17 protein-coding genes are annotated in these 22,750 nt (G+C 68.6%); 10 read left to right on the top strand and 7 right to left on the bottom strand.

The features are described 5' to 3' along the window. Positions 1-91 precede the first annotated feature (91 nt). The gene (locus tag P7B02_RS06415) at positions 92-1,036 is read left to right on the top strand and encodes a glycosyltransferase family 2 protein (protein WP_277785494.1); all 945 of its coding nucleotides are present in this window, start codon (positions 92-94) and stop codon (positions 1,034-1,036) included. On the opposite strand, the gene P7B02_RS06410 is transcribed toward P7B02_RS06415, so the two are convergent. Both P7B02_RS06410 and P7B02_RS06405 read right to left on the bottom strand, forming a co-directional pair. Continuing rightward, the gene (locus P7B02_RS06410; protein ID WP_277785493.1) at positions 1,033-1,977 is read right to left on the bottom strand and encodes a glycosyltransferase family 2 protein; all 945 of its coding nucleotides are present in this window, start codon (positions 1,975-1,977) and stop codon (positions 1,033-1,035) included. The two genes, P7B02_RS06415 and P7B02_RS06410, sit on opposite strands and share 4 nt — an antisense overlap. Then, on the bottom strand, positions 1,974-2,624 hold the full coding sequence (locus P7B02_RS06405) for a sugar transferase (RefSeq protein WP_277785492.1): 651 nt from the start codon (positions 2,622-2,624) through the stop codon (positions 1,974-1,976). Before P7B02_RS06405 ends, P7B02_RS06410 begins: the two co-directional genes overlap by 4 nt. A gap of 90 nt (positions 2,625-2,714) precedes the next feature. Between P7B02_RS06405 and P7B02_RS06400 the strand changes: the two genes are divergently transcribed. Together P7B02_RS06400 and P7B02_RS06395 are read left to right on the top strand one after the other, a co-directional pair. Further along, positions 2,715-3,488, top strand: coding sequence for a WecB/TagA/CpsF family glycosyltransferase (locus P7B02_RS06400; RefSeq protein WP_277785491.1), 774 nt, complete (start codon positions 2,715-2,717; stop codon positions 3,486-3,488). A gap of 38 nt (positions 3,489-3,526) precedes the next feature. Next, positions 3,527-4,882, top strand: coding sequence for an O-antigen ligase family protein (locus P7B02_RS06395; protein WP_277785490.1), 1,356 nt, complete (start codon positions 3,527-3,529; stop codon positions 4,880-4,882). On the opposite strand, the gene P7B02_RS06390 is transcribed toward P7B02_RS06395, so the two are convergent. After that, a complete protein-coding gene (locus P7B02_RS06390; RefSeq protein WP_277785489.1) occupies positions 4,839-6,089 on the bottom strand; it encodes a hypothetical protein in 1,251 nt (416 codons plus the stop codon). The two genes, P7B02_RS06395 and P7B02_RS06390, sit on opposite strands and share 44 nt — an antisense overlap. Positions 6,090-6,096: 7 nt before the next feature. Beyond that, the gene (locus P7B02_RS06385; RefSeq protein ID WP_277785488.1) at positions 6,097-6,825 is read right to left on the bottom strand and encodes a polysaccharide biosynthesis/export family protein; all 729 of its coding nucleotides are present in this window, start codon (positions 6,823-6,825) and stop codon (positions 6,097-6,099) included. A gap of 249 nt (positions 6,826-7,074) precedes the next feature. On the opposite strand from P7B02_RS06385, the gene P7B02_RS06380 reads away from it, so the two are divergent. From P7B02_RS06380 to P7B02_RS06370, 3 genes are all read left to right on the top strand, one after another. Next, a complete protein-coding gene (locus P7B02_RS06380) occupies positions 7,075-9,117 on the top strand; it encodes a GumC family protein (protein ID WP_277785487.1) in 2,043 nt (680 codons plus the stop codon). A 39-nt stretch (positions 9,118-9,156) separates the two neighbouring features. Then, a complete protein-coding gene (gene aac(3) / locus P7B02_RS06375) occupies positions 9,157-9,960 on the top strand; it encodes an aminoglycoside 3-N-acetyltransferase (protein ID WP_277785486.1) in 804 nt (267 codons plus the stop codon). A 68-nt stretch (positions 9,961-10,028) separates the two neighbouring features. Next, the gene (locus P7B02_RS06370; protein ID WP_277785485.1) at positions 10,029-10,373 is read left to right on the top strand and encodes a DUF2322 family protein; all 345 of its coding nucleotides are present in this window, start codon (positions 10,029-10,031) and stop codon (positions 10,371-10,373) included. A gap of 139 nt (positions 10,374-10,512) precedes the next feature. Here the strand turns inward: P7B02_RS06370 and P7B02_RS06365 are convergent, their stop codons facing one another. The 3 genes from P7B02_RS06365 to P7B02_RS06355 are packed head-to-tail and all read right to left on the bottom strand — an operon-like array spanning position 10,513 to position 14,792. After that, entirely contained in the window at positions 10,513-11,823 is a 1,311-nt protein-coding gene (locus tag P7B02_RS06365) for an MFS transporter (RefSeq protein ID WP_277785484.1), read from the bottom strand. Between the two features lie 60 nt (positions 11,824-11,883). Continuing rightward, positions 11,884-13,509, bottom strand: a complete 1,626-nt coding sequence (locus P7B02_RS06360; RefSeq protein ID WP_277785999.1) for a glycoside hydrolase family 43 protein — start codon at positions 13,507-13,509, stop codon at positions 11,884-11,886. Beyond that, positions 13,506-14,792 carry an MFS transporter gene (locus tag P7B02_RS06355; protein ID WP_277785483.1) on the bottom strand — a complete coding sequence of 429 codons (1,287 nt, stop codon included), beginning with the start codon at positions 14,790-14,792 and terminating at the stop codon, positions 13,506-13,508. The genes P7B02_RS06360 and P7B02_RS06355 overlap by 4 nt, the downstream gene beginning before the upstream one ends. A 186-nt stretch (positions 14,793-14,978) precedes the next feature. Between P7B02_RS06355 and P7B02_RS06350 the strand changes: the two genes are divergently transcribed. Genes P7B02_RS06350 through P7B02_RS06335 form a run of 4 tightly spaced genes read left to right on the top strand, consistent with a single transcriptional unit; the run spans position 14,979 to position 22,749 of the window. Then, positions 14,979-16,100, top strand: coding sequence for an endo-1,4-beta-xylanase (locus P7B02_RS06350; RefSeq protein WP_277785482.1), 1,122 nt, complete (start codon positions 14,979-14,981; stop codon positions 16,098-16,100). Further along, positions 16,091-17,767 (top strand): glycoside hydrolase family 43 protein, encoded by a 1,677-nt coding sequence (locus P7B02_RS06345; RefSeq protein WP_277785481.1) that lies wholly within the window; start codon positions 16,091-16,093, stop codon positions 17,765-17,767. The genes P7B02_RS06350 and P7B02_RS06345 overlap by 10 nt, the downstream gene beginning before the upstream one ends. 21 nt (positions 17,768-17,788) lie before the next feature. After that, on the top strand, positions 17,789-20,176 hold the full coding sequence (locus tag P7B02_RS06340) for a glycoside hydrolase family 3 N-terminal domain-containing protein (protein ID WP_277785480.1): 2,388 nt from the start codon (positions 17,789-17,791) through the stop codon (positions 20,174-20,176). After that, complete coding sequence (locus P7B02_RS06335) at positions 20,176-22,749, top strand: glycosyl hydrolase 115 family protein (RefSeq protein WP_277785479.1); 2,574 nt, start codon at positions 20,176-20,178, stop codon at positions 22,747-22,749. Before P7B02_RS06340 ends, P7B02_RS06335 begins: the two co-directional genes overlap by 1 nt. Position 22,750: the final 1 nt, after the last annotated feature.

Raw genomic sequence — 22,750 nt, 5'->3', positions numbered from 1 at the left:
GTCGCGCGCCACAATTTCGGCGCCATGCGTCGCCGGGGTTGCGTTCATCGAGCCGCCCCCGCAAACCTCGGCGGATTTCGGGAGCTGTCCGTTGGACCTGACCATCTCCATCGCCACCTACGACCGGCCGCAACTTCTGGCGCAGACCCTGCGTTCCTGCCTGGCTCAGCGGAACGCCCTGGGTCTGAAAATCGAGATTCTGGTCACCGACAATCATCCCGACGCCGCCGGCCTGGCGACGGCGCGGGAGATGTCGAAGGACGCCGCCTTGCCGATCCGCTGGCAGGCTGACCTGACCCGCAACATGTCGGCCCTGCGCAACGCCGGCATCGCCGCCGCGCGCGGCGCCATGCTCGCCTTCATCGACGACGACGAGATCGCCGATCCCGATTGGACCGACCAGCTTGTGGGCGCTCTGCGCGCCGCCGACGCGGATATCGCGGTGGGTCTGCGGGCGGCGGTCTTCGCCGAGAACGCCCCTGCCTTCGATCCGGCGGGCGACTCCTTCGTCCGCCGCCTGAACCTGGCGCCCGGCGCGCTGGTCGAGCTCATGCGCGCGGACGGCAAGCCGCTGCACGGCCTGGGCACCGGCAATTCGCTGTTCAAGATGGCGACCTGCTTCCCCGATCGACACGCCTTCGACGAGGCCTTCGGCGACGCGGGCGGCGAGGACGCGGAACTCATGGTCCGCCTCTACAAGCAGGGCCGCCGCATCGTCTGGGCGCCCCAGGCGCGGGTGGTGGAGACGGTGCCGCCGCACCGGACGCTCGCCGCCTACCGCCTGATCCGCGCCAAGCGCGAGGCGCAGCACTACTTCAACATCTACGTCGCCCACGCGCCCAGGCCCGCCCGCGCGGCCGCCATTCTTCGACTGAAGGGCCTGTTGCAGGTGGCGGCCGGAACGGCGCTGGCCGTGGCCGGGTTCGAGTTCGGATCGGAGCGCCGGCTGCGCGGCCGTCTGCTGATCGCCAACGGCGTCGGCAAGCTGACCACCCGTCAGGTGGGCTACATCAAGGAGCCGTCCTTGGCCGCCTAGACAGCCTTCTCGTCGATGAAGCCGATGGGCGCGCGCCAGGTCAGCTTGCCCAGCCCCTTGGCCATCCCGATGCGGTTGTCGATGCGGTCGCGGCGGGCGAACTCGCCCGAGACCACGAACAGGCCCAGATGGACCATGAACTGGGCCAGGCCCAGGAAGCTGACCTTCACCCGCGTCCAGGCCTTGCTGTCACTGGTGCCGATGCGGGACGCCGCATAGTGCTGCGAGCCCCGCTTCATGCGGGTGATCATGTAGTCGGGCTTGGTGCGGTCGGTCTCGATGAACTCGACCACCACGGCGTCCGGCGTCCAGACGAAGCGCTTGCCCTCCAGGGCCAGACGGAACAGGAACTGGGTGTCCTCGCCGTTGGCGTCGCCATAGGACACGTCGAAGGGCTCGGCGCCCTCCATGCAGGTCGCGACGCGATAGGCGGAGTTGCCGCTGCCCAGGCCTTTGCCCTTCTTGCGCAGGCGGCCGAACATGTGGATCGGCTCGTCCTTCGCCATCCGAAAGTCGAGGGTGTAGCGCCAGCCTTCCGGGTCCCATTCGGGCGGGCGGCCGCTCTCGAACTCCGGCCGCTTGGGGCCGAAACAGGCGTCGGCGCCGGTGCGGTCAAGGCACTCGGTCAGGGCGTCGATCCAACCCGGTTGCGGCGCCTCGTCGTCATCCACGAAGGCCACATAGCGCCCCTTGGACGCCTTGATGCCCAGGTTGCGGACGATGGACACGTTGCGCCGCGCGTCGGCCAGATAGGTCACCGGCGCGGGCGCCGTGCGCGCCAGTCCTTCCACCAGTCCCCGGGCCAGTTGATCGGGATGATTGTCCACCACCACCAGCTCGTAGGACGCGCCCGCCGGGCTGGCGAACAGGGCGTTGAGCGTCCGCTCCAGCAGGTGGACGCGGTCGTAGCTCAACACCACGACACTGATGTCGATGCTCATATGCCCGTGCCCTTGATCACCACGCCGGCCGTCTTCACCAGGATCATCAGATCCAGTCCCAGCGACCAGGTGCGGATGTACTCCAGGTCGCGTTCGACCCAGTCGTCGTAGTTGTTGATGCGGTGCCGCCCCTCGACCTGCCACAGGCAGGTGATGCCCGGCTGGACGGTCAGCTTCTGGCGCTGGAAGTCGGTGAACTGCTCGTACTCGTGCACGCGCGGCGGACGCGGCCCGACCAGGGACAGGTCGCCCTTCAGAACGCTCCACAGCTGCGGCAGCTCATCCAGGCTGTACTTGCGCAGGAAGCGGCCGATGGGCGTGATCCGCGGATCGTTGGTCAGCTTGAAGGCCGGGCCTTCCATCTCGTTCAGGTGCTGAAGGGCCGCCTCCTGGGCGTCCGCGTCGGCGACCATGGTGCGGAACTTGTAACCGTCGAACCGCCGCCCGCCCTTGCCGACCCAGTGGCAGGTGTAGAAGACCCCGCCGCGCGAGGTCAGGGCCACGCCCAGCATGATGACGATCAGGGCAGGTGACAGGAACAGCATGCCGGCCGCCGAAATCACGATGTCGATGGCGCGCTTGACCGCCAGTTGCGGCCTCACGTCGCGTCCGCCGGCGAAGACCAAGGGTTCCAGAGAGTGACTCATATTAGCTAGGCTTTAAGCACAACACGGTTGACCGCCGCGCCGCGAATATGGTCGCAGCCGTCTCGAAAGCCTTAAGCCCGCGGGAAAACATTGTCCGAGCCGTTTCCGTCCGTCCGTTTCGCCGGTCTTCGTTTCACGCCGATGACGGTGGAGCAGTCCGTCCGCGCCCTGGCCGACCGCCCGGCCTGCGCGCCGCTGTCGGCCTTCGTCACGCCGAACGCCGAGCACGCCTTCCTGCGTCGCAAGGATCCTGAGTTCGCCGCCTGCGGCGACGCCTGCTTCGTCAGCACCAACGACAGCCGCATCCTTGGCCGCGCCGCCCTGCTGGGCGGGCTCCAGCTGCACTTCGCGCCAGGAGCCTACGTGGTCCGCACCCTGTTCGACGAGGTCATCAAGCCGGACACTCCGATGACCGTCATCGGCGGCACCGAGCCAATGATCGTCGAGCTGCGCGCCCGGTACGGCCTGACCAATCTGAAGCAGCACATCCCGCCCATGGGCTTCATCGACAAGCCCGAGGCCGTGGCCGACGCCATCGACTTCGTCGCCGCCAATCCGGCGCGCTTCATCTTCGTCGCCATGGGACCGCCCCAGTCGGAAAAGTTCTGCCAGCGCCTGTCCGCCGACGGTCGGGCCACCGGTCTGGCCCTGTGCATCGGCAGTTCGCTCACCGTCCTGACCGGCGCGTCAAACCCGGCGCCCGACTGGATGGAGCACTCCGGCCTGGTCTGGCTCTATCGCCTCGCCACCGAACCGAAGCGGCTGTGGAAGCGCTACCTGGTGCGCGGCATGTTCGGCCTGGGCCTTGCGCTGCGCGACGCGGTCCGCCTGCGGCTGGGGCTGCTCAGGCCTTCTCATGCCTGAGCCCCTCCTGTCTGAGCCCCTCCTGTCTGAGATCGGGCATGTCTGAACTCGGCGGCAGGATCGCTGCGGGTGTCTGGCGGGACAATCTCGTCGAACGCCGCCTGCGCAGAGAGGCGTGGATCGCCCGTGCGCTGGAGCGGCTGGCCGACGTCGTCCTGGTCCTGACCCTGCTCTATGTCCTGATCGGCGCTTCGCCCTATTCCCGCGGCCTCAACATCGACGAGGCCACTGGAGGCACCGAGCTGTCGCCGGTGAACCGCTACGCCTGGCTGGGATTGATGGCGCTCAGCGGCCCGATCCTTCTGTTGCGTTGGCGACGTGCGATCGACGTCGTGCTCGGGGCCTGGCCGGTGATCGCCGTCTTCGTGTGGTTCGGCCTGACCACCACATGGGCGCTCGACCCCGCCGCTTCCGACCGGCGCTTCATTCTCTATGCCGTCGGACTGATCATCTGCATCGCCCTCGCGGTGGGGATCAGCGACCGGCGCCGGGTCTTGACCCTGATGGCTGGGACCGGCGGGTTCGTGATGATCGTTGACGCGGTCTCCTGGGCCGTCGCGCCGGGCCTGTCCATGACCGAGATCGGCCTCGCGGCGATCCATTCCCACAAGAACACCCTTGGGGCGGTGGCCCTTTTCTCGACGCTGGCCTGCGGGACCCAGACTCTCGTTCAGACGCGGGCCAAGGGCCGCATCCTGTGGGGAGGCCTCGCTGCGCTTTCGATCCTGTTGCTCGTGGCCAGCCTGTCCAAGACCAGCATGATCATCCTGGCGGGGGTGTTGGCGGCGGCCCCGGTGCTGGTCTTCCTGTCACGGGGACGCGTCGGCGTCATGTGGTCGGCGGCCCTCGCGGGCTTCACCATCCTGCTGGGCGCGGTGTTCACCTGGACGGCCGTGAACCTCGCCATGGGCGCCGATCCCCTGGGACCGTTCCGCACCGTGACCTTCACCATGCGCACGGACGTTTGGAAGTTCGCCTTGGGCGAGTTCGCGGCTCATCCCTGGCGCGGCTTGGGTTTCGGATCCTTCTGGGACATTGATCCGCGCCTCCAGCCGAGCCTCAAGGCCGACCTGTGGTTCGCCCAGCCCGACGCCGCCACCAACGGTTCGCACAACGGCTATATCGACCTGATGGTGACCACGGGGATCATCGGTCTGGCGGGCGGGGTGATGCTGCTGTTCCGCTGGATCGCCAAGGCCTGGACCCTGGTGCGCTTCGCCCGCCCGGGAGAGGCCCTGCCGCTGTTCCTGGCGGTGTTCGTCGTGGCGGTCTTCGTCCACAATTTCATGGAGAGCAGCTATTTCACGGCCAACTCGCTGTTCGGCTTTCTGGTGCTGCTCGCGGGCGTGCTTATCGAGGCGCAGTCCCGTGACCACGCCTTAGAAGGACGATGAGCAAGATCGCCATGGCCGCCGCCTCGGCCGCCTGACCGATGACGGTGCCCAGCACCGCGCCCGGCGGCCCCGCCAGCTTCAGCCCGGCCAGGATCGCGCCCATGGCGATCAACGACGCTCCGGCGTTGGCCAGGGCCAGGACCTTGAAGGCCTTGATCGACTGCAGGCCCGTGTTGATCACCACCTGGACGAAGGTCGTGGCGGCGCACACGCCCCACAGCACGACCAGCGCCGTCTCACCCGCATACTTGCCGCCGAAGACATGGTCGGTGACCAACGGCCAGGCGGCCGCCACCCCGGCGGTCCAGAGCGCCGTCAACAGCAGGCCGCCGCCGGCCGCCAGGGCCAGCTGCCGCACCAGGCCGCCAGCGTCGCCCGCCTCCCGCCGCGCCACCAGGTCCGGCCGCGCCGCCATGGCCCAGGATGACGCCAGCAGCGCCGGCGGGCGCAGCAGAAGCTGCGTCGCCGACAGGGTGGCCAGGGCGACCGCTCCGGCCGTGCCCGCCACGGCGAACACATAGAACCGCGCCAGCACCTCGGTGCTCGCCGCGCCCAGGAAAATCCAGCCGCTCTGTCGCGCATAGGGCGGATAGGCGCGCAGCGACGCGGCCAGGCCCTTCACCGCCGACAGCGCGCCGGGGCTCCAGACGCCCCACAGCGCCACCAGGCCATAGGCGGCCGCCAGGAGGATAAGAGCCTTGTCCGCGCTCAATCCGTTGTCGCCGGCCCCTATGGCCGCCGTCGTCAGCCCGGCGGCCGCCAGGGCCAGGACTGCGGCTGTGCGCACCGTGGCGCCCGTGGCGTCCCGGCGTGAAAAGCGAAGAGCGCGCCCGTACTGCTGGGCCAGGAAGGCGATCAGATAGACGGGCCCGGCCCAGACGCCGAGGCTGGCGCCCAGCCCCTTCAGCACCACGACCCCGCCCAGGGCGATAAGGCACACCGCCGCCAGGAAGACCAGGTTCACCCCGGCCATGATCGTCTCGATCCGGCCGCGCGTCTCCTCGAAGCCCGGCCCGAACGGCGTGACCTGCAGATGACAAATGCTCACCGCGTTCTGCACGCTGGCCAGGACGTAGCCGAGGGCTCCCCAGAACACGAAGACCCCATAGTCCTGCGGCGCCACCAGCCGGATCAGGACGAGATTGACCCCGAGGTTCAGGATCGAGAACAGGCCCTGTTCGACGGCGGAGGTCAGGTAGCGGCGCATAGGGCCATCAATTCACGACGCCGTCGCCGCGGTTGACGTTGAAGTTGCGGCTGAACGGCAGGACCCCGGTGATGTACTGGGCCACGAACAGATCGACCTCCGCGATGCGGCTGCGCGGCACGAACACCAGGTCGCCAGGCAGGAGCGGGAAGTTCTGGCTGTTGTCGGCCGTGCTCAGCATGTCGGCCACGTCCACCACCCGCATGGCCAGGCGGCGGTCGCCGACGCGCTGACGCAAGACCACGACCTTGCCGGTGCGCGCGGTGTCCTGGAAGCCGCCCGCCAGCATCACCGCCTGGGCTGCGTTCAGGTCGCCCTTGACCTGATGCACGCCGGGCAGACGCACCTCGCCCCCGATATAGATCTGCGACGAGCCGTAGCTGGTGACCAGCGCCTCCACCTGCGGATTGCGCAGCACCGCGCCATAGGAACGCGCCAGGGCCGTGTTCACCTCTTCCGAAGTCAGGCCCGAAACCTTCAGCGGACCGGCCAGAGGCAAAAGGACGCGTCCATCCGGGCCGACCACAAGACGGGCGTTCAGCTCGGGATTGACCAGGAAATTCAGGCTCAGCTCATCGCCCGCGCCCACGCGGTAGCGATAGTCAGCGTCGTTCCATTCCGCGAAGGCTGCACGGTTCTCCGCCCTGGTCAGGGGTTTCGGCCCGGAGGCGCAGCCAACCACAAGGGCCGCCGCCATGCAGAGGGTCGAGACCACGCCAAATCGCAGGCTTCGCACTGTTCATCCTCCCGTTGCGCCGCGGCGCGGGTTCCGTCTCGCGGCATAGCGACAAGACGTCCATTCCACCATGGACGCCTGACTAAACCCCTAAAAAATCAGGCTTCGTTAAGCATATCGGCGCATGCCTTTTGGACGAGGCCGCGCATGTGCGCGCGGTGGTTTTGGAGACGACACGGCGCAGCCATGAGCAGCGTGGCGTTGGAGAGTGACCCGCCGATTTCGGCGGCGCCGCCCAGACGGGCGCGCGTGTCCCTGACCGCGCGCGACTTCCTCACGCCTGTCTTCTACTACAAGCGCATCGCCATCATCGCCTTCGTGGTCCCAGTGCTGCTGGCTCTGGTGGCGGCGGTGCTGGCCAAGCCGGTCTACACCGCCCAGTCGCGCCTGCTGATCCTGCTGGGCAGCGAATACTCCTTCCGCAGCGGCGTGGCCGGCGACGCCAACCGCCTCAGCTTCGACCGCGCCCAGATCGTCAATGCCGAGATGGAGATTCTGCAGTCGCGCGAACTGCGGCAGAGGACCGTGCAGGAGGTGGGGATCGCCCGCATCTATCCGGGCAGCGCCCCGACGCCCAAGGCGATCGAGCAGGCGACCGAGCAACTGGGCCGCGATCTGGCCGTCACCGCCGTGCCGCAGTCCAACGTGGTCGAGGTCTCCCTGCGAAACGGCGATCCCCGCGTCGCCGCCGAGGTGCTGGCCAAGTTGCTGGATCTCTATCGCGAGCGCCGCCTGGAGGTCTTCTCCCAGGCCGATATCAACGCCGTCGTCGGCCAGCGGGACGATCTGCGCCGCCGCCTGGACGAGATCGAAGGCCGGATCACGCGCTTCTCGGGCGAACATAATCTGTCCGACTACACGCAGGATCTGGTCGACGCCCAGACGCAGAAGGCCAGCCTGACCGCGCAGATCCAGCAGTTCGACCAGCAGATCGCGTCGGCCCAGGCCCGCACGCGCCAGTATCGCGGCAAGAGCGGCGCGGCGCCGCAGGACATCGAGCTGCAGACCGACGTCGGTCCCTCCCTGGCCAACCAGGATCTCAACCTGACCTTGCTGCGCCTTCAGGAGCAGCGTCGCCAGGCCGCCGCCAAGTTCAAGGACGGCTACCCGCTCATCAAGGAGCTGGACGCCCAGATCGCCACCGTCCAGGCCGCCATCGCCGCCGCGCCCAAGCAGCAGGTGGAGACCATCCGCCGGGGCGTGAACCCCCTTCGCCAGCAGTTCGACGCCGCCCTCGCCACCAATGAGAGCGAGGCCGCCGGCCTGTCCGTCGGCCGCCAGCGGCTGGAGCGCAGCCTCGCCGAGGCGCAGACCCGCCTCGATGAACTGGTGAGCGTCGGCCCCGTCTGGCGTGAGATGCTGCGTAACCGCAGCGTGGTCGAGGCGGCCTACCAGGATGTCTCCAAGCGGGCCGAGGACGCGCGCCTGGAAAGCGTCTTCTCCCGCTCGCGCGCCAACGTCCGGATGATCCAGGCGCCGGAGGCTCTCCCCAGCGGGCACAGCGGCCGTCTGACCATCCTCGCCATCGGCGTCTTGCTCGGCGTGGTCAGCGCCGCGGCCGGCATCGTCATCGCCGCCACCTTCTCGCAGGTGATGATCTCGCCCTCCGACGTGGAGGCCAAGCTGGAGCTGCCGACCCTGGCCGCCCCGCCGGCCCTCGACGGCCAGACGCCGCCCCACGTTCGTCTCGACCAACTACGCCCGGTCTTCCTCAGCCACGACGACAGCGCCTTCCTCATGCGCATCCTGGCCACCGTGGGCCGCGAGCGTCACGCCCTGGTGCAGTTCATCGCCGCCAACGCCGGCGAGGGGACCGCCAGCCTGGCCCTGGACTTCGCCATCGCCGCCGCCCAGCGCAAGCAGCGGGTCCTGCTGCTGGACGTGGAGCCGGAGAACGGCGGCGTCGTCGGCCATCTGCGCTCGCAGGGCGCCACCCTGGCCGCCACCGACGCGGCCGGCGGCGTCATGCGGGTGGGGACCAGCCGCCTCTATGTGGCCTCGACCCGCGGGCTGGACCTATCGGAAGACCGCCTGTCCAACGCCATCGTCGCCGCCCGCAACAGTTTCGACCTGGTGGTCATGGCCGCCCCGGCCCTGCAGCAGTCCTATCTCGGCGTCACCCTCAGCGGCTTGGCGGACCTGACCGCCGTGGTGATCGAGGCCGAGCAGACCCGCGCCGCCGTGGTGCGCAACCTGCTCGACAAGCTGGACGCCGCCGGCGCCGACGTGGCCGGCGCCATTCTCAACAAGCGCCGCTTCTACATTCCGCGCCTTATCTACGGATGGCTCTGACGGCTTGACGTCAGCCCAAACGCCGAGCGCTATCGCCCGATGTCCACGCAGTTCATAACGCGCGCGCGCCTGCGCGACGATCTCCACGCCATGGGCTTGCGGGCCGGTGATCTCGTCATGGTCCATGCCGCCATGAGCAAGGTCGGCCGCCTGTTGCACGGCCCCGACGCCCTGGTGGGCGCCCTGCGCGACGCCGTGGGGCCGGACGGGACGGTCATGGCCTATGTGGACTGGGACGGCGCCTACGATGAGCTGGTCGATGCCGAGGGGCGCGTGCCGCCGGCCTGGCGCGACCACGTGCCGCCTTTCGATCCCGCAACCTCGCGGGCGATCCGCGAGAACGGCGTCCTGGCCGAATTCGTCCGCACCACACCCGGTGCTCTTCGCAGCGGCAATCCCGGGGCCTCGGTCGCCGCGATCGGCGCCCGGGCCGCATGGCTCACCGCCGATCACCCGCTCGACTACGGCTATGGCGAGGGCTCGCCCTTCGCCAAGCTGGTGGAGGCGGGCGGCAAGGTCCTGATGGTCGGTGCGCCGCTCGACACCCTGACCCTCCTGCATCACGCCGAGCACCTGGCGCGCATCCCGGGCAAGCGCGTGCGCCGCATTGAGGTCCCGTTCGCGGTGGAGGGCGAAGTCCATTGGCGGATGGTCGAGGAGTTCGACACCAGCGACCCCGTCGTCGGGGGCCTGGCCGAGGACTATTTCGCCCGGATCGTGCGCAATTTCCTCGACGGCGGCCAAGGTGCGGTGGGCGCGGTGGGCGCGGCCGAGGCCGTGCTGGTCGACGCCGCCTCGATCTGCGCCTTCGGCGTCGAATGGCTCCAGAGCCGGTTCGCCTAGCGCGCGTATGGCCGCACCGGACTGAGACTGCTAAGCGTCCGCCCGCGAAGATCCAAAGAGTTAGAAAAATGCCGACGATGATCACACCGACCGCGACCTTCGCTGAGAACCTGCAACAGTTGCCGGGCATCGACGGCGTGGCGCGCATCGACCTTGTGGACGCCGCCGGGACCGTGGTCGCCAGCATCGAGAACCAGCCGGGCAAGAAGGGCTCGGTGGCGGTCTATCAGCATCTGGGCAGTGCCTTCGGCAAGCTGGATGCGGCGGCGGCCGAGCATGGCTTGGCGGTGTTCGCCGAGCACACGGCCGACGCCCGCCAACGTCCGGGCGCGCACCCCAATGTCGACCGCCTGCTCGAGATCGCCGCCGGCGGCGCTGCGCTGGAGATCAGGATCGTTCCCGTCAACGGCTGACCGGCCCGTATTTCTACCAGATGGCGTTCAACCGCTGATAGGCGCACATAGCTTCTCGTCGCTCCGGACCTGCTAGAGCACATCCGAACGGCGCCGGCCGACAGCTCTTTCCCTAGGGAGCTGCGGCCGGCAGCATCGTTCAGGCCGGCGCCGCCGCGTAGCGCGTCGATAGCTGACGATAGGCCTTCGAGTTGAACGCCAGGATCGTCATCACCACCCCCAATAGCCCGCCGAGGGTGAAGACGATGGCGATGCCCCGCTCAGGGCCGCGCCCGAACCAGTCGCCGATGGCGTCCGCGCCCGCGCCGGTGGTCATCAGCGGGACGAAGACGAATTGGGTCAGCGGCCCGATCAGGAAGGCCGTGACGGGCGAGGCCGCCTGCTCGATGGACTGGGCGAAGCCGAACACCCGGCCCTGGCGCTCAAACGGCACCACCTTCTGCAGCGTGGTGTGCTCCGCCGCCTCGGCGTAGGGGCCGAGGAACATCCAGATGAAACAGCCGCCCGCCAGCAAAGGGATGGACGACTGCACGGTGAACACGGCGGCTACCGCCCAGGCGATCAGGTTGACCACCAACAGGGTGCGCAGCGGGTTCTGGCCCAGGCCGGTGCGGGCGATCAGCACGCCGCTGAGGATGAAGGCGCAGGACACCACCGCCCAGAGCACGCCCCAGGCCTCGACCCGCATCAGCGACAGGCCATAGGCGTCCATCAGCGCCATATAGACGCCGCCCAGCAGGTTGTTCATGGCGGCGAAGAAGATCAGGGCGAACAGGCCGGGCACCGCGCCCACCACCTTGATCGTGCCCATCAGGTCCACGCGCCCGGCAGGCTTTGCGTCTTCAGGCGCGGGCGTCGTCGGTTCGGGCTCCTGCAGCGGCACCGAGATCAGGTGGGCCATCACGACCACGGTCAGGACGATGGCGCAGGCCAGCGCCGCCGCCATGCCGCCGCGCGCCACCAGAAAGCCGCTGATCACCGAGGTGGTCAGGAAGCCGATGCCCGTGACCATGCCCACCAAGCCGTTGGCCTTGTCGCGTCTATCTTCCGGCACCAAAGCCGTGACCAGGGTCGGCAGGGCGATTCCGCGCACATTGCCGGCGATCACCCCGATCATCACCAGCACGATGAACGCCCACAGCAGGGGGCCGTCGATCCGTTTCAGCTGCTCCGCCGGCGCCAGCAGGCAGACCGCCAGCGACAGGATGTAGAGGGCCAGCGACGCCAGGCTTGATCCCAGCATCGCGGTCTTCTTCTTGTGGTGGTCCACCAGGCTGCCGAACCAGATGCCCGAGGCCGCCGTCATCACCAGATAGACGCCTGCGATCATGCCGGTGGCGAAGACCGACCGCGTCTCCAGGTAAACCCAGAAGGTCAGGGCGAACCACACCGTGAAGTTGACGATGTTGGCCACCAGGTTGTTGCCCAGAACGGCGTAGAACGGCCCCATGAACTTTTCCTGCCTGGCGATGCCTCACTGGTCGACTGTCGCGCGCGGGAAGGCAAGTCCTCAGGGACGGTAGTCGCGCTCCTCATAATCGAACCAGGCGAAGTCGGCGGGGCGCCCCATGCCGCTCATGTCCTGGCAGGCCATGCCCACGAAGGCGCCGGTGAAGTTGGGCAGGCCGGGCGCCGTCGCCTCGTCCGACAGGATGGAGGCGTCGAACGCCTGGGGCAGCCAATCCCAGGTCTCGCCGTCCAGGCTCCACCCGAACCGCAGCCGTTCGAAATCCACCTCGACCCGCAGATGCACCGGTCCCGCCGGCAGCGGGACCGGCGGTGTGAAGGCGTCGGCTTGGGGCGAGTCCGGCAGGGCCGACATCACCCGCAGATGCTTGCCCGCCGCCTCGTCGTGACTGACATGCAGGTAGTGGAGCTTGGTCCCGCCGTAATAGCAGACCAGCCCCGCCGCCTGCTGAAAGTGGGCGGGCTCGAAATCGACCAAGGTCGTCGCCGAATAGCAGTGCGCCTGCTGCCGCCGGGCGACCAGGGCCTGGCGGAATTGGCTGCCGATGGTCTCCCGTCCGAACAGCCGCAGCCAGCCGGGCCGCGCCGTGGTGCTGAACAGCTCCTCCGGAAACGGCGAGCGCAGCCATTGGAAGTCGATGGACAGGCCGCTGTCGAAGGTCGCGCGCACCGGCGTCGGCGGGAACGGATGCGGCGGCAGGTCGGGCGCGGGCGGATTCAGCTCCGGCATGCCGTCGCCGTCGGTGGTCCGCAGCCAGCCGTCCTCACCCCAGACCATCTTCTGGATCGCCGTCTCGCGGCCCAGCACGCAGCGTCCGCGATTGGGCAGGGGCCGCCCGCACAGATAGACCATCCAGGTCTCGCCCCCCGGCGTCTCCACCAGGTCCGCATGACCCGCCCGCTGCAGCGGCGCATCCGGCCGCAGGCGCGAGGACAGGATGTAGGTGTCGGGGTGCAGCTCATACGGGCCCGGCAGGTTCCGCGACCGGGCCATGGTCACCGCGTGATTCCAGCCCGTCCCGCCCTCGGCGGTCAGCAGATAGTACCAGCCGTCGCGCCTGTAGATGTGCGGCGCCTCGGTCAGGCCCAGCGGCGTGCCCTCGAAGATGACCTGACGCTCGCCCACCAGCCGCCGCTCGGCCGGCGAGTATTCCTGGGCCACGATGCCGGCGAAGCGGTTCTTCCCCGGCCGGTGATCCCACAGCATGTTGACCAGCCATTTGCGGCCGTCGTCATCGTGGAACAGCGACGGGTCGAAGCCGCTGCTGTTCAGATAGACCGGATCCGACCACGGCCCCTCGATGGACGGCGAGGTGACGAGGTAGTTGTGGAAATCCCGTAGCGACGCGCCCGAAGCCCCCGCCGTGGTCGTCCGCCCGTACCGCTTCACGTCCGTATAGATCAGGTGGAACAGGCCGTCGGCATGGCTCAGGCACGGCGCCCACACCCCGCAGCTGTCCGGCGCGCCCAGCATGTTCAGCTGGCTGGCCCGCTCCAGCGGCCGTTTGATCAGCCGCCAGTTCACCAGGTCCCGCGAGTGGTGGATCTGCACCCCCGGGAACCACTCGAAGGTGGAGGTGGCGATGTAATAGTCCTCGCCCACGCGGACGATGGACGGGTCGGGATTGAACCCCGGCAGGATCGGATTGCGGATCACGGGAACGCTCAGACGGTGAGGGGCGGGGGAACGGCGGCGGACTTTGGTGCGCGCCCGGCCGGATCGCGGACCAGGGTCCACAGCAGCAGAGCGCCCACCAGGTCGAGCACGCCCAGGGCGATGAAGAAGGGGTCGTAGCCAATGGTGGCCACCAGCCCTCCGATCAGCAGCGAGAAGATCAGCACGCCGAAGTTTCCGAACGTCCCGGCCATGCCCGCCACCGTCGCCACCTCGCTCTTGCGGAACAGGTCGGACGACATGGTGATCACCGTCACCGACAGGGTCTGGTGCGCGAACCCGCCCAGGCACAGCAGGGCGATGGCGGCATAGGCGCTCTCCACCTGGCCGACAAAGGCCATGCCGGTCATCAGCACCGCCCCCACCGTGAAGGCGCCGCGCCGGGCGTTGATGAGGCTGACGCCGCGCCGTTGCAGGAACAGGGCGACCGTGGGCCCGAACAGGCAGCCCAGGTCCGCCGCCACAAAGGGCAGCCAGGCGAACAGGGCGATCTGCTTCAGATCAAAGCCCCGCGCCGTGGCCAGATACAGCGGCGCCCAGAAGGCCAGGGTTCCCCATACCGGATCGGCCAGGAAACGGGGCAGGGCGATGCCCCAGAAATTGCGCTGCTTCAGGATGTGGACCAGGGACGGCTTGCTTTTTGCCGCGCCCAGATGCTGCTCCTGCCCGGCGGCGATGTAGTCGCGTTCGTCATCCGACAGACGCGGATGCTTGGCCGGCGGCTGGTAGAACTTCAGCCACAGGGCCACCCAGACCAGGCCCAACATGCCGGTGACCACAAAGGCCGCGCGCCAGTTCCAGCTCAGGATCGCCCAGGCCACCAGCGGCGGCGCCAGCATGGAGCCCACCGAGGCGCCGATGTTGTAGACGCCCCCCGCCATGCCGCGCTCCTTGGCGGGAAACCACTCCGCCACCGCCTTCATCCCGGCGGGATTGGCCGAGCCCTCGGCCAGGCCCAGCAGGCCGCGCAGCCCCGCCAGCATCGGCCAGTTGTTGGCCAGGCCGTGGGCCATGGTGATCAGCGACCAGGCCGTGGCGAACAGGGCGAAGCCGGTCTTCAGCCCGATCACGTCCAGCACATAGCCGCACACCGGCTGCAGCATGATGCCCAGCTGGAAGGCGGCGGTGATCCAGCCGTATTCCTTGGTGGTGATGTCCAGCTCGCCCAGCACTGTCGGCGCAGCAACGCCCAGGGTCGCCCGGGTCAGATAGTTGACGATGGCGCCCAGCATGATCAGTCCGATCATCCACCAGCGCAGGGCCTTGAGCGCCTTCATGAACCTTTTCCTCGCCTATCGCCGTCTCACGCGGCATTCTGCGTTACCGGTACCAAAGACCTTGATTGGTCTGACCATGTAGTTCACAACGTCTGACAACGCCCGCCGATAAACAAGGGTGAAATGGGAAACGCCGCACCGCCAAGGCCAAAGGCCGGCGGCGCGACAGGGAAGAGGAAGCCTCGGATGCTGACGCGTCGCGCCTGCCTGAGCCTGACCGCCGCTGGGTTTGCGGCCGGCTTCGCCTCGCCCGCTCCCGCGCAGGAGCCCTCGCTTTCCGCGCTGGCCAAGGCCAAGGGCCTCAATTTCGGCACGGCCCTGGGCACGGGCAAGCCGTTCGAGGACGCGCGCTATCGCGAGATCATCATCCGCGAATGCGGCATGATCGTCCCGGAGAACGAGCTGAAGTGGTACGTCCTGCGGCCGGACGACAAGACCTTCGCCTTCGGTCGCGCCGACGCCCTGGCCGCCTTCGCCCGTGGCAACGGCATGATCCTGCGGGGCCACACCCTGCTGTGGCATCACCCGCGCTGGTTCCCCGCCTGGCTCAACGACTACGACTTCGGCTCCCGTCCGGCGGCGAAGGCCGAGGCGATGCTCAGCCAGCACATCCGCCACCTCTGCGCCCGCTATCCGCAGATCCAGTCGTGGGACGTGGTCAACGAGACCATCAACGACAAGACCGGCGAGCTGCGCGAGACCTCGCTGTCCAAGGCCATGGGTCAGGGCGTTCTGGAGACCTCTTTCCATCTGGCGCGCGAGGCCGCGCCAAACGCCAAGCTGGCCTACAACGACTACATGGGCTGGAACGCCAGCGACGCCAAACACCGCGACGGCGTCCTGCGCCTGCTGGAGCGGCTGAAGAAGAACGGCGCCCCGGTGGATGTGCTCGGCATCCAAAGCCACCTCGGCGTCGGCCAGGGGGACCAGGTCACCGGCTCCGGCGCCCGGCAGGAGCGCGAGTGGCGGCGCTTCATCGATGAGGCGGTGGGCATGGGCTACGACCTGTCCCTCACCGAGCTCGACATCAACGACAAGGCCCTGCCGGCCGACCTCCCGTCCCGCGACCGGGCCGTGGCGGACGAGGCCAAGGCCTTCCTCGACCTGATGCTCAGCTACCCCCAGACCAAGGAGGTCCTGGCCTGGGGCATGACCGATCAGTATTCGTGGCTGCAGGGCACGACCCCGCGCCCGGACAACCTACCCAAGCGCCCGTCACCCTATGGCGCGGATTATCAGGCCAAGCCCCTGCGCGAGGCGATCGCCGCCGCCTTGCGCGCCGCGCCGGAACGCACGCCATGGGGTTGAGGCGGACCCTCATCCTGGCCGCCGCCGCGGCGGTTGTGGTCTCCGCGGCTCAGGCGGCCGAAGCGCGGTTCGAGCGCTTCGCCTATGCCGGCTCGGATCCCGTCTCGGCGACCCTGAAGCCGGGACCAGACGACTACCGCAATCCGATCCTCGCCGGCTTCTATCCGGACCCGTCGATCACCCAGGTCGGCGGCGACTACTATCTGGTCAATTCGACCTTCGCCTACTTCCCCGGCATCCCGGTCTTCCACAGCCGCGACCTGGTGAACTGGACCCAGATCGCCAACGCCATCGACAGGCCACGCCAGCTGAAGTTCGACGGCTTGCGCACCTCGCGCGGGGTCTTCGCCCCGGCCATCGAGCACCACGACGGTCTGTTCTACATCGCCAACACCTGCATCGATTGCGGCGGCAACTTCATCATCACCGCCAAGGACCCGGCGGGCCCCTGGTCCGATCCGGCCTGGCTGGACTTCGACGGCATCGACCCGTCCCTGTTCTTCGACGCGGACGGCAAGGTTTGGCTGGTCAACAACGGTCCGCCGGAGGGCGCGCCCCTCTACGAAGGCCACCGCGCCATCTGGATTCAGCAGTTCGATCCGGCGGCCCTCAAGCTGACCGGCCCGCGCCGGGTGCTGGTCAACGGCGGGGTGGATCTGAGCAAGAAGCCGATCTGGGCGGAGGGGCCGCACCTCTTCAAGCGGGACGGCTGGTACTACCTGATCGCGGCGGAGGGCGGTACGGCCGAGGGCCACTCCCAGACGGTCTACCGCGCCCGCACCCTTGATGGACCATTCGTCCCCTGGGACCAGAACCCGATCCTGACCCAGCGCCATCTGCCCAAGGACCGGCCGTTCCCGATCACCTCCGCCGGCCATGCCGACTTCGTGCAGGCGGCCGACGGAGAATGGTGGACCATCTTCCTCGCCACCCGGCCCTATGCGGACGATCACTACAACACCGGCCGCGAGACCTTCCTGCTGCCGGTGACCTGGACCGCTGACGGTTGGCCATCGATCCTCACCGGCGATGCGGTGATCCCGGCGGTCCACAAGCGTCCGAACCTGCCGGTCCAACCCGCGCCCAAGGTCCCGACGAGCGGCGACTTCTCAGTCGTCGATGAATTCGACGGTCAGCGCCTGCCGCCGTACTGGCTGACCATCCGCACGCCGCCTTCTCAATGGTGGAGACTGGCGGACGGCGCCCTGGCCCTCGACGCCCGGCCGGATGCGGTCGGCGACCTGTCCGCCCAGCCGTCCTTCTGGGGGCGCCGCCAACAGCACGCCGACATGACCGCCTCGACGACCGTGCGGTTCACCCCGCAGCGCGACGGCGACAAGGCCGGCCTGCTGACCTTGCAGAACGACGAGCATTTCTTCTTCCTCGGCCTGGCCCGCGAAGGCGGCCGCGACGTCGTTAGGCTGGAGCGTCGCGCCGGCAAGGCCGCGCCGCAGGTCGTCGCTTCCGCCCCCGTGACCCTCGCGCCCGGCGCGCCGCTCGACCTGAAGGTCGAGGCGCGGGGCGGGACCTACGCCTTTTCCTATGCCGTCCGACCCGGCCGCTGGACCATCCTGGCCAAAGACGTCGACGGCCGCATCCTCAGCACCAAGACCGCCGGCGGATTCGTCGGCGCCCTGATCGGCCCCTACGCACAAAGCGGCCGCTAACTTCAGATGGAGACCCGTCCCATGCACATGACCCGCCGCCATCTGGGCGTCAGCCTCGCCGCCCTCACTGTCGCCGCCGTCGGCCCCCGCGCCCTGGCCGCGCCGGTTCCGCTCTACAAGGACCCCCGCCAGCCGGTGGACGCCCGGGTGAAGGACCTGCTCGGCCGCATGACCCTGGAGGAGAAGGCCGCCCAACTCATCGGCATCTGGCTGACCAAGGCCAACATCCAGAACGACAAGGGCGACTTCTCGCCCGCCAACGCCACCAAGAACTTCCCCCATGGCCTGGGCCAGATCTCCCGCCCGTCCGACCGTCGCGGCATCAAACCGCCGTCGGTGGTGGGCGCCGCCGCGGGGGCGGAGGCCGACACTGTCAACCGCAACGCGCCGGAAACCGCCCGCTACATCAACGCCGCTCAGAAGTGGTCGATGGAGAACACCCGCCTCGGCATCCCCATGCTGATGCACGACGAGGCCCTGCACGGCTATGTGGCCCGCGACGCCACCAGCTTCCCCCAGGCCATCGCCCTGGCCTCCACCTTCGACACCGCCCTGGTCGAGCAGGTCTTCGCCTGCGCCGCGCGCGAGATGCGCGCTCGCGGCTCCAACATGGCCCTGGCTCCCGTGGTCGACGTGGCCCGCGACCCGCGCTGGGGCCGCATCGAGGAGACCTTCGGCGAGGACCCGCACGTCTGCGCCGAGATGGGCCTGGCCGCCATCCGCGGCTTCCAGGGGACGACCCTGCCGCTCGCCCCCGACAAGGTCTTCGTCACCCTCAAGCACATGACCGGCCACGGCCAGCCCGAGAACGGCACCAATGTCGGTCCGGCCCAGATCGCCGAACGCACCCTGCGCGAGAACTTCTTCCCGCCCTTCGAGCGCGCGGTGACCGAACTGCCGGTGCGCTCGGTCATGCCCTCCTACAACGAGATCGACGGCGTGCCGTCCCACGCCAACCGCTGGCTGCTCACCGACATCCTGCGCAAGGAGTGGGGCTATCAGGGCTCGGTCCAGAGCGACTACTTCGCCATCAAGGAGCTGATCAGCCGCCACAAGCTTACCGACCAGCTGTCCGACACCGCCGTCATGGCCATGAACGCCGGCGTCGATGTGGAGCTGCCGGACGGCGAGGCCTATGCACTCCTGCCCGAACTGGTCCGCTCCGGCCGTATTCCCCAGGCGCAGGTCGACGCCGCCGTGGCCCGCGTCCTGACCATGAAGTTCGAGGGCGGCTTCTTCGAAAACCCCTATGCCGACGAGAAGACCGCCGACGCCAGGACCGCGACCCCGCAGTCCGTCGCCCTGGCGCGCGAGGCCGCCCGCAAGGCCGTGGTCCTGCTGAAGAACGACAAGGGCCTGCTACCATTGGACGCCGGCAAGGTCGGCCGCGTCGCCCTGCTGGGCACGCACGCGCGCGACACGCCGATCGGCGGCTATTCCGACATCCCGCGCCACGTGGTCAGCATCCTCGAAGGCCTGCAGGCCGAGGCCAAGGGCAAGTTCCAGCTCGACTACGCCGAGGCCGTCCGCATCACCGAAAGCCGCTCCTGGTCGGGCGACGTCGTGAAGCTGGTGGACCCGGCCGTGAACGCCAAGCTGATCGCCGAAGCGGTGGAGACGGCGAAGAAGGCCGACGTGGTCATCATGGTCCTCGGCGACAACGAGCAGACCAGCCGTGAGGCCTGGGCGGACAATCACCTGGGCGACCGCGACAGCCTCGACCTGATCGGCCAGCAGAACGACCTGGCCAAGGCGATCTTCGACCTCGGCAAGCCGACGATCGTCTTCCTGCTCAACGGCCGCCCGCTGTCCATCAACCTGCTGGCCGAGCGCGCCGACGCCATCATCGAGGGCTGGTACCTGGGCGAGCAGACCGGCTTCGCCGCCGCCGACATCCTGTTCGGCCGCGCCAATCCGGGCGGCAAGCTGCCGGTCAGCGTCGCCCGAGACGTGGGTCAGCTGCCGATCTACTACAACCGCAAGCCCACGGCCCGCCGCGGCTATCTGCTGGGCGACACCAGCCCGCTCTATCCGTTCGGCTTCGGCCTCAGCTACACCACCTTCGACATCTCCGCCCCGCGCCTGGCCAAGAGCCGGATCGCCATGGGCGAGAAAGTCCGCGTCGAGGTGGACGTGACAAACACCGGCAAGCGCGCCGGCGACGAGGTGGTCCAACTCTATGTCCGCGACGTGGCCGCCTCGGTCACCCGTCCGCTGCTGGAGCTCAAGCACTTCAAGCGGGTCACCCTGGCGGCGGGTTCCAAGACGACGGTGGCCTTCGAGATCGCACCCTCGGACCTGTGGTTCTGGAACCTGGAGATGAAGCGCGTGGTCGAGCCGGGCGACTTCACCATCATGGCCGGCCCCAACTCCGTAGACCTGAAGTCGACGACCCTGACAGTGGCCTGATGTTCCGCAACCTCCTGATCGCCGGGGTCATGGTCGTCGCCATGTCCCCGACCCTGGCGCGCGCTTGCGCGACGCCCGTCTCGGTCTGCGCCAAGGATGGCGCCGGCAGCTTTCCCCTGATCCGCGCCGGCAAGGCGGCGGGGGTATATGTGGACGCCGGCGCCGATCCCGCCGTGCGCCACGTGGCCGATAGCTTCGCCGCCGACCTGCAGCGCGTCGGCGGCCAGGCCGCTCTTCGCGTCACGAATGTCGCGTCGGCCAAGGGCGATCTCGTCGTCATCGGCGTGCGCGGCGCAAGCCCCGTGATCGACGCCCTGGTCCGCGAGGGAAAGATCAAGGCTGACGACCTCGCCGGCCAGTGGGAAGCCTATCGCCAGCTCGTGGTGGAGCGGCCGTTCCCGGGCGTTCCGCGCGCCTTGGTGATCGTCGGCTCGGACCGGCGCGGTGCGGTGTTCGGCGCCTATGACCTGTCCGAGAAGATCGGCGTCTCTGCCTGGCACTGGTTCGCCGACGTGCCGACTGAGCGGAAGTCGAACGTCTTCGTCACCGCCGGCGACCGCCGAGACCAGCCGAAGGTCCGCTATCGCGGCTTCTTCATCAATGACGAGGATCCGGCCTTCGGCGCTTGGTCGAAGACCAAGTTCGGCGGAGCCAATTCGAAGATGTACGCCCATGTCTTCGAGCTGCTGTTGCGCCTGAAGGGCAACTACCTGTGGCCGGCCATGTGGCAGCCGCGCGCCTTCAACGCCGACGATCCTCAGAACATGGTGGTGGCCGATGAGATGGGCGTGGTGATGGGTACCTCCCACCACGAACCCATGACCCGCGCCCACGACGAATGGAGCCGCTTCAAGGGCGGCGCCTGGGACTACGCCCGGAACGGCGACAAGCTGCGCGAATTCTGGCGCGGCGGCGTCGAGCGGATGATGTCCAAGGGCGATGGCCAGCCTTACGAAAACCTCGTCACCATCGGCATGCGCGGCGACGGCGACGAGGCCATGGGCGAGGAGACCGCCATCGGCCTGATGGAGACCATCGTCGCCGACCAGCGCAGGATCATCGCCGACGTCACCGGCAAGCCGGCGGAAAAGACGCCCCAGGTCTGGGCCCTCTACAAGGAGGTGCAGGACTATTACGACCGCGGCATGAATGTCCCCGACGACGTCATCCTGCTGTTCGCGGACGACAACTGGGGCCAGGTCCGCCGCCTGCCCACCACGGATCGCGACCGGGCCGCCGGCTACGGCGTCTACTACCACTTCGACTATGTGGGCGCGCCGCGGAACTACAAGTGGCTCAACACCGTCCAGAACGAGAAGACCTGGCAGCAGATGGACCTCGCCTGGCGTAAGGGCGCGCGGGCCCTGTGGATCGCCAATGTCGGCGACATCAAGCCGATGGAGTTCCCGCTCAGCTTCTTCATGAAGCAGGCCTGGGATCCGGAAGCGATGACGCCCGAAGCCTTGGCCCGCTATCCCGAAACCTGGGCGCGCAAGGCCTTCGGCCCGGCCCACGCCGCCGAGATCGGCGCCATCCTCACGCGCTACGGCCAGCTGGCCGGCCGCCGCAAGCCTGAGCTGATCACCGCCGACAGCTTCCCCCTCGGACCCGACGGCGAGGCGTTGGACGGGGGCGAGTTCGGGATCATGATCGACGAGTGGCGCGCTCTGAATGCCGACGTGGCGCGGGTGAAGGCGTCTATCACGCCGGCCCGGTCTGACGCCTTCTTCCAGTTGGTCGAGCATCCGGTGGCGGCCATGTCGAACCTCTACGAGCTCTACTACGCCGCCGCCTGGAACCATCGCCTGGCCGTCCGGGGCGACGCGCGGGCCGACCTGTTCGCCGACCGGGTCGAGGCCGCCTTCAAGGCCGATAAGGCCATCGCCGCCGCCTATCACGCTCTGAACGGCGGCAAGTGGGAGGGCATGATGCGGCAGACCCACTTCGGCTACACAAACTGGCAGCAGCCCCCGGCCGACGTCATGCCCGCCGTGACCCGCGTGGGCGGAACGCCGAAACCGCTGGTCTTCGCCAAATCGACCCCGCCGTCCGCCCCGGGCGTCGTCGCCGTGGAGGGGCCGGACTTCACACGCGCCGTCGGCGGCGCCGGGCTGGACTGGAAGGTCGTGCCGCACTTCGGCCGCACCAAGGGCTCTGTCATCGCCCTGCCGCAGGGCCGCCCCTCCACCACCCGGGCCGATGGCGTGCGCCTGGAGTATGCCATGCCCGTGGCCGAGGCCGGCGATCTGACGGTGGAGCTGCACATGTCCCCGACCCTGGATCCCACCGGCCGCAACCAACTGCGCGTCGGCGTCTCGCTGGACGACGGGCCGATGCAGGTCATCACCGACAGCCTGATCCCGGCTCCCACCGCCACGACCATGCAGGAGCAGCGCGACTGGAACAAAGCGGTGATGGACAACGCTCGCGTGCTGCGCGCGGCCTTTCCCCGCGTCCCCGCCGGCCGGCATGTGGTCAAGGTCTGGCGCCTCGACGACAACGTGGTGCTGCAGAAGGTCGTGGCCGGGACGCGGCCGGCCCCGCCTTCCTATCTGGGCGTCGCGGCCCGCTAGG

It is taken from the genome of Caulobacter segnis (assembly GCF_029543125.1).
GTDB lineage: Bacteria > Pseudomonadota > Alphaproteobacteria > Caulobacterales > Caulobacteraceae > Caulobacter > Caulobacter segnis_D.
Note: the sequence above shows the minus strand (reverse complement) of the source record. Positions and strands in the feature narration are given on the sequence as shown.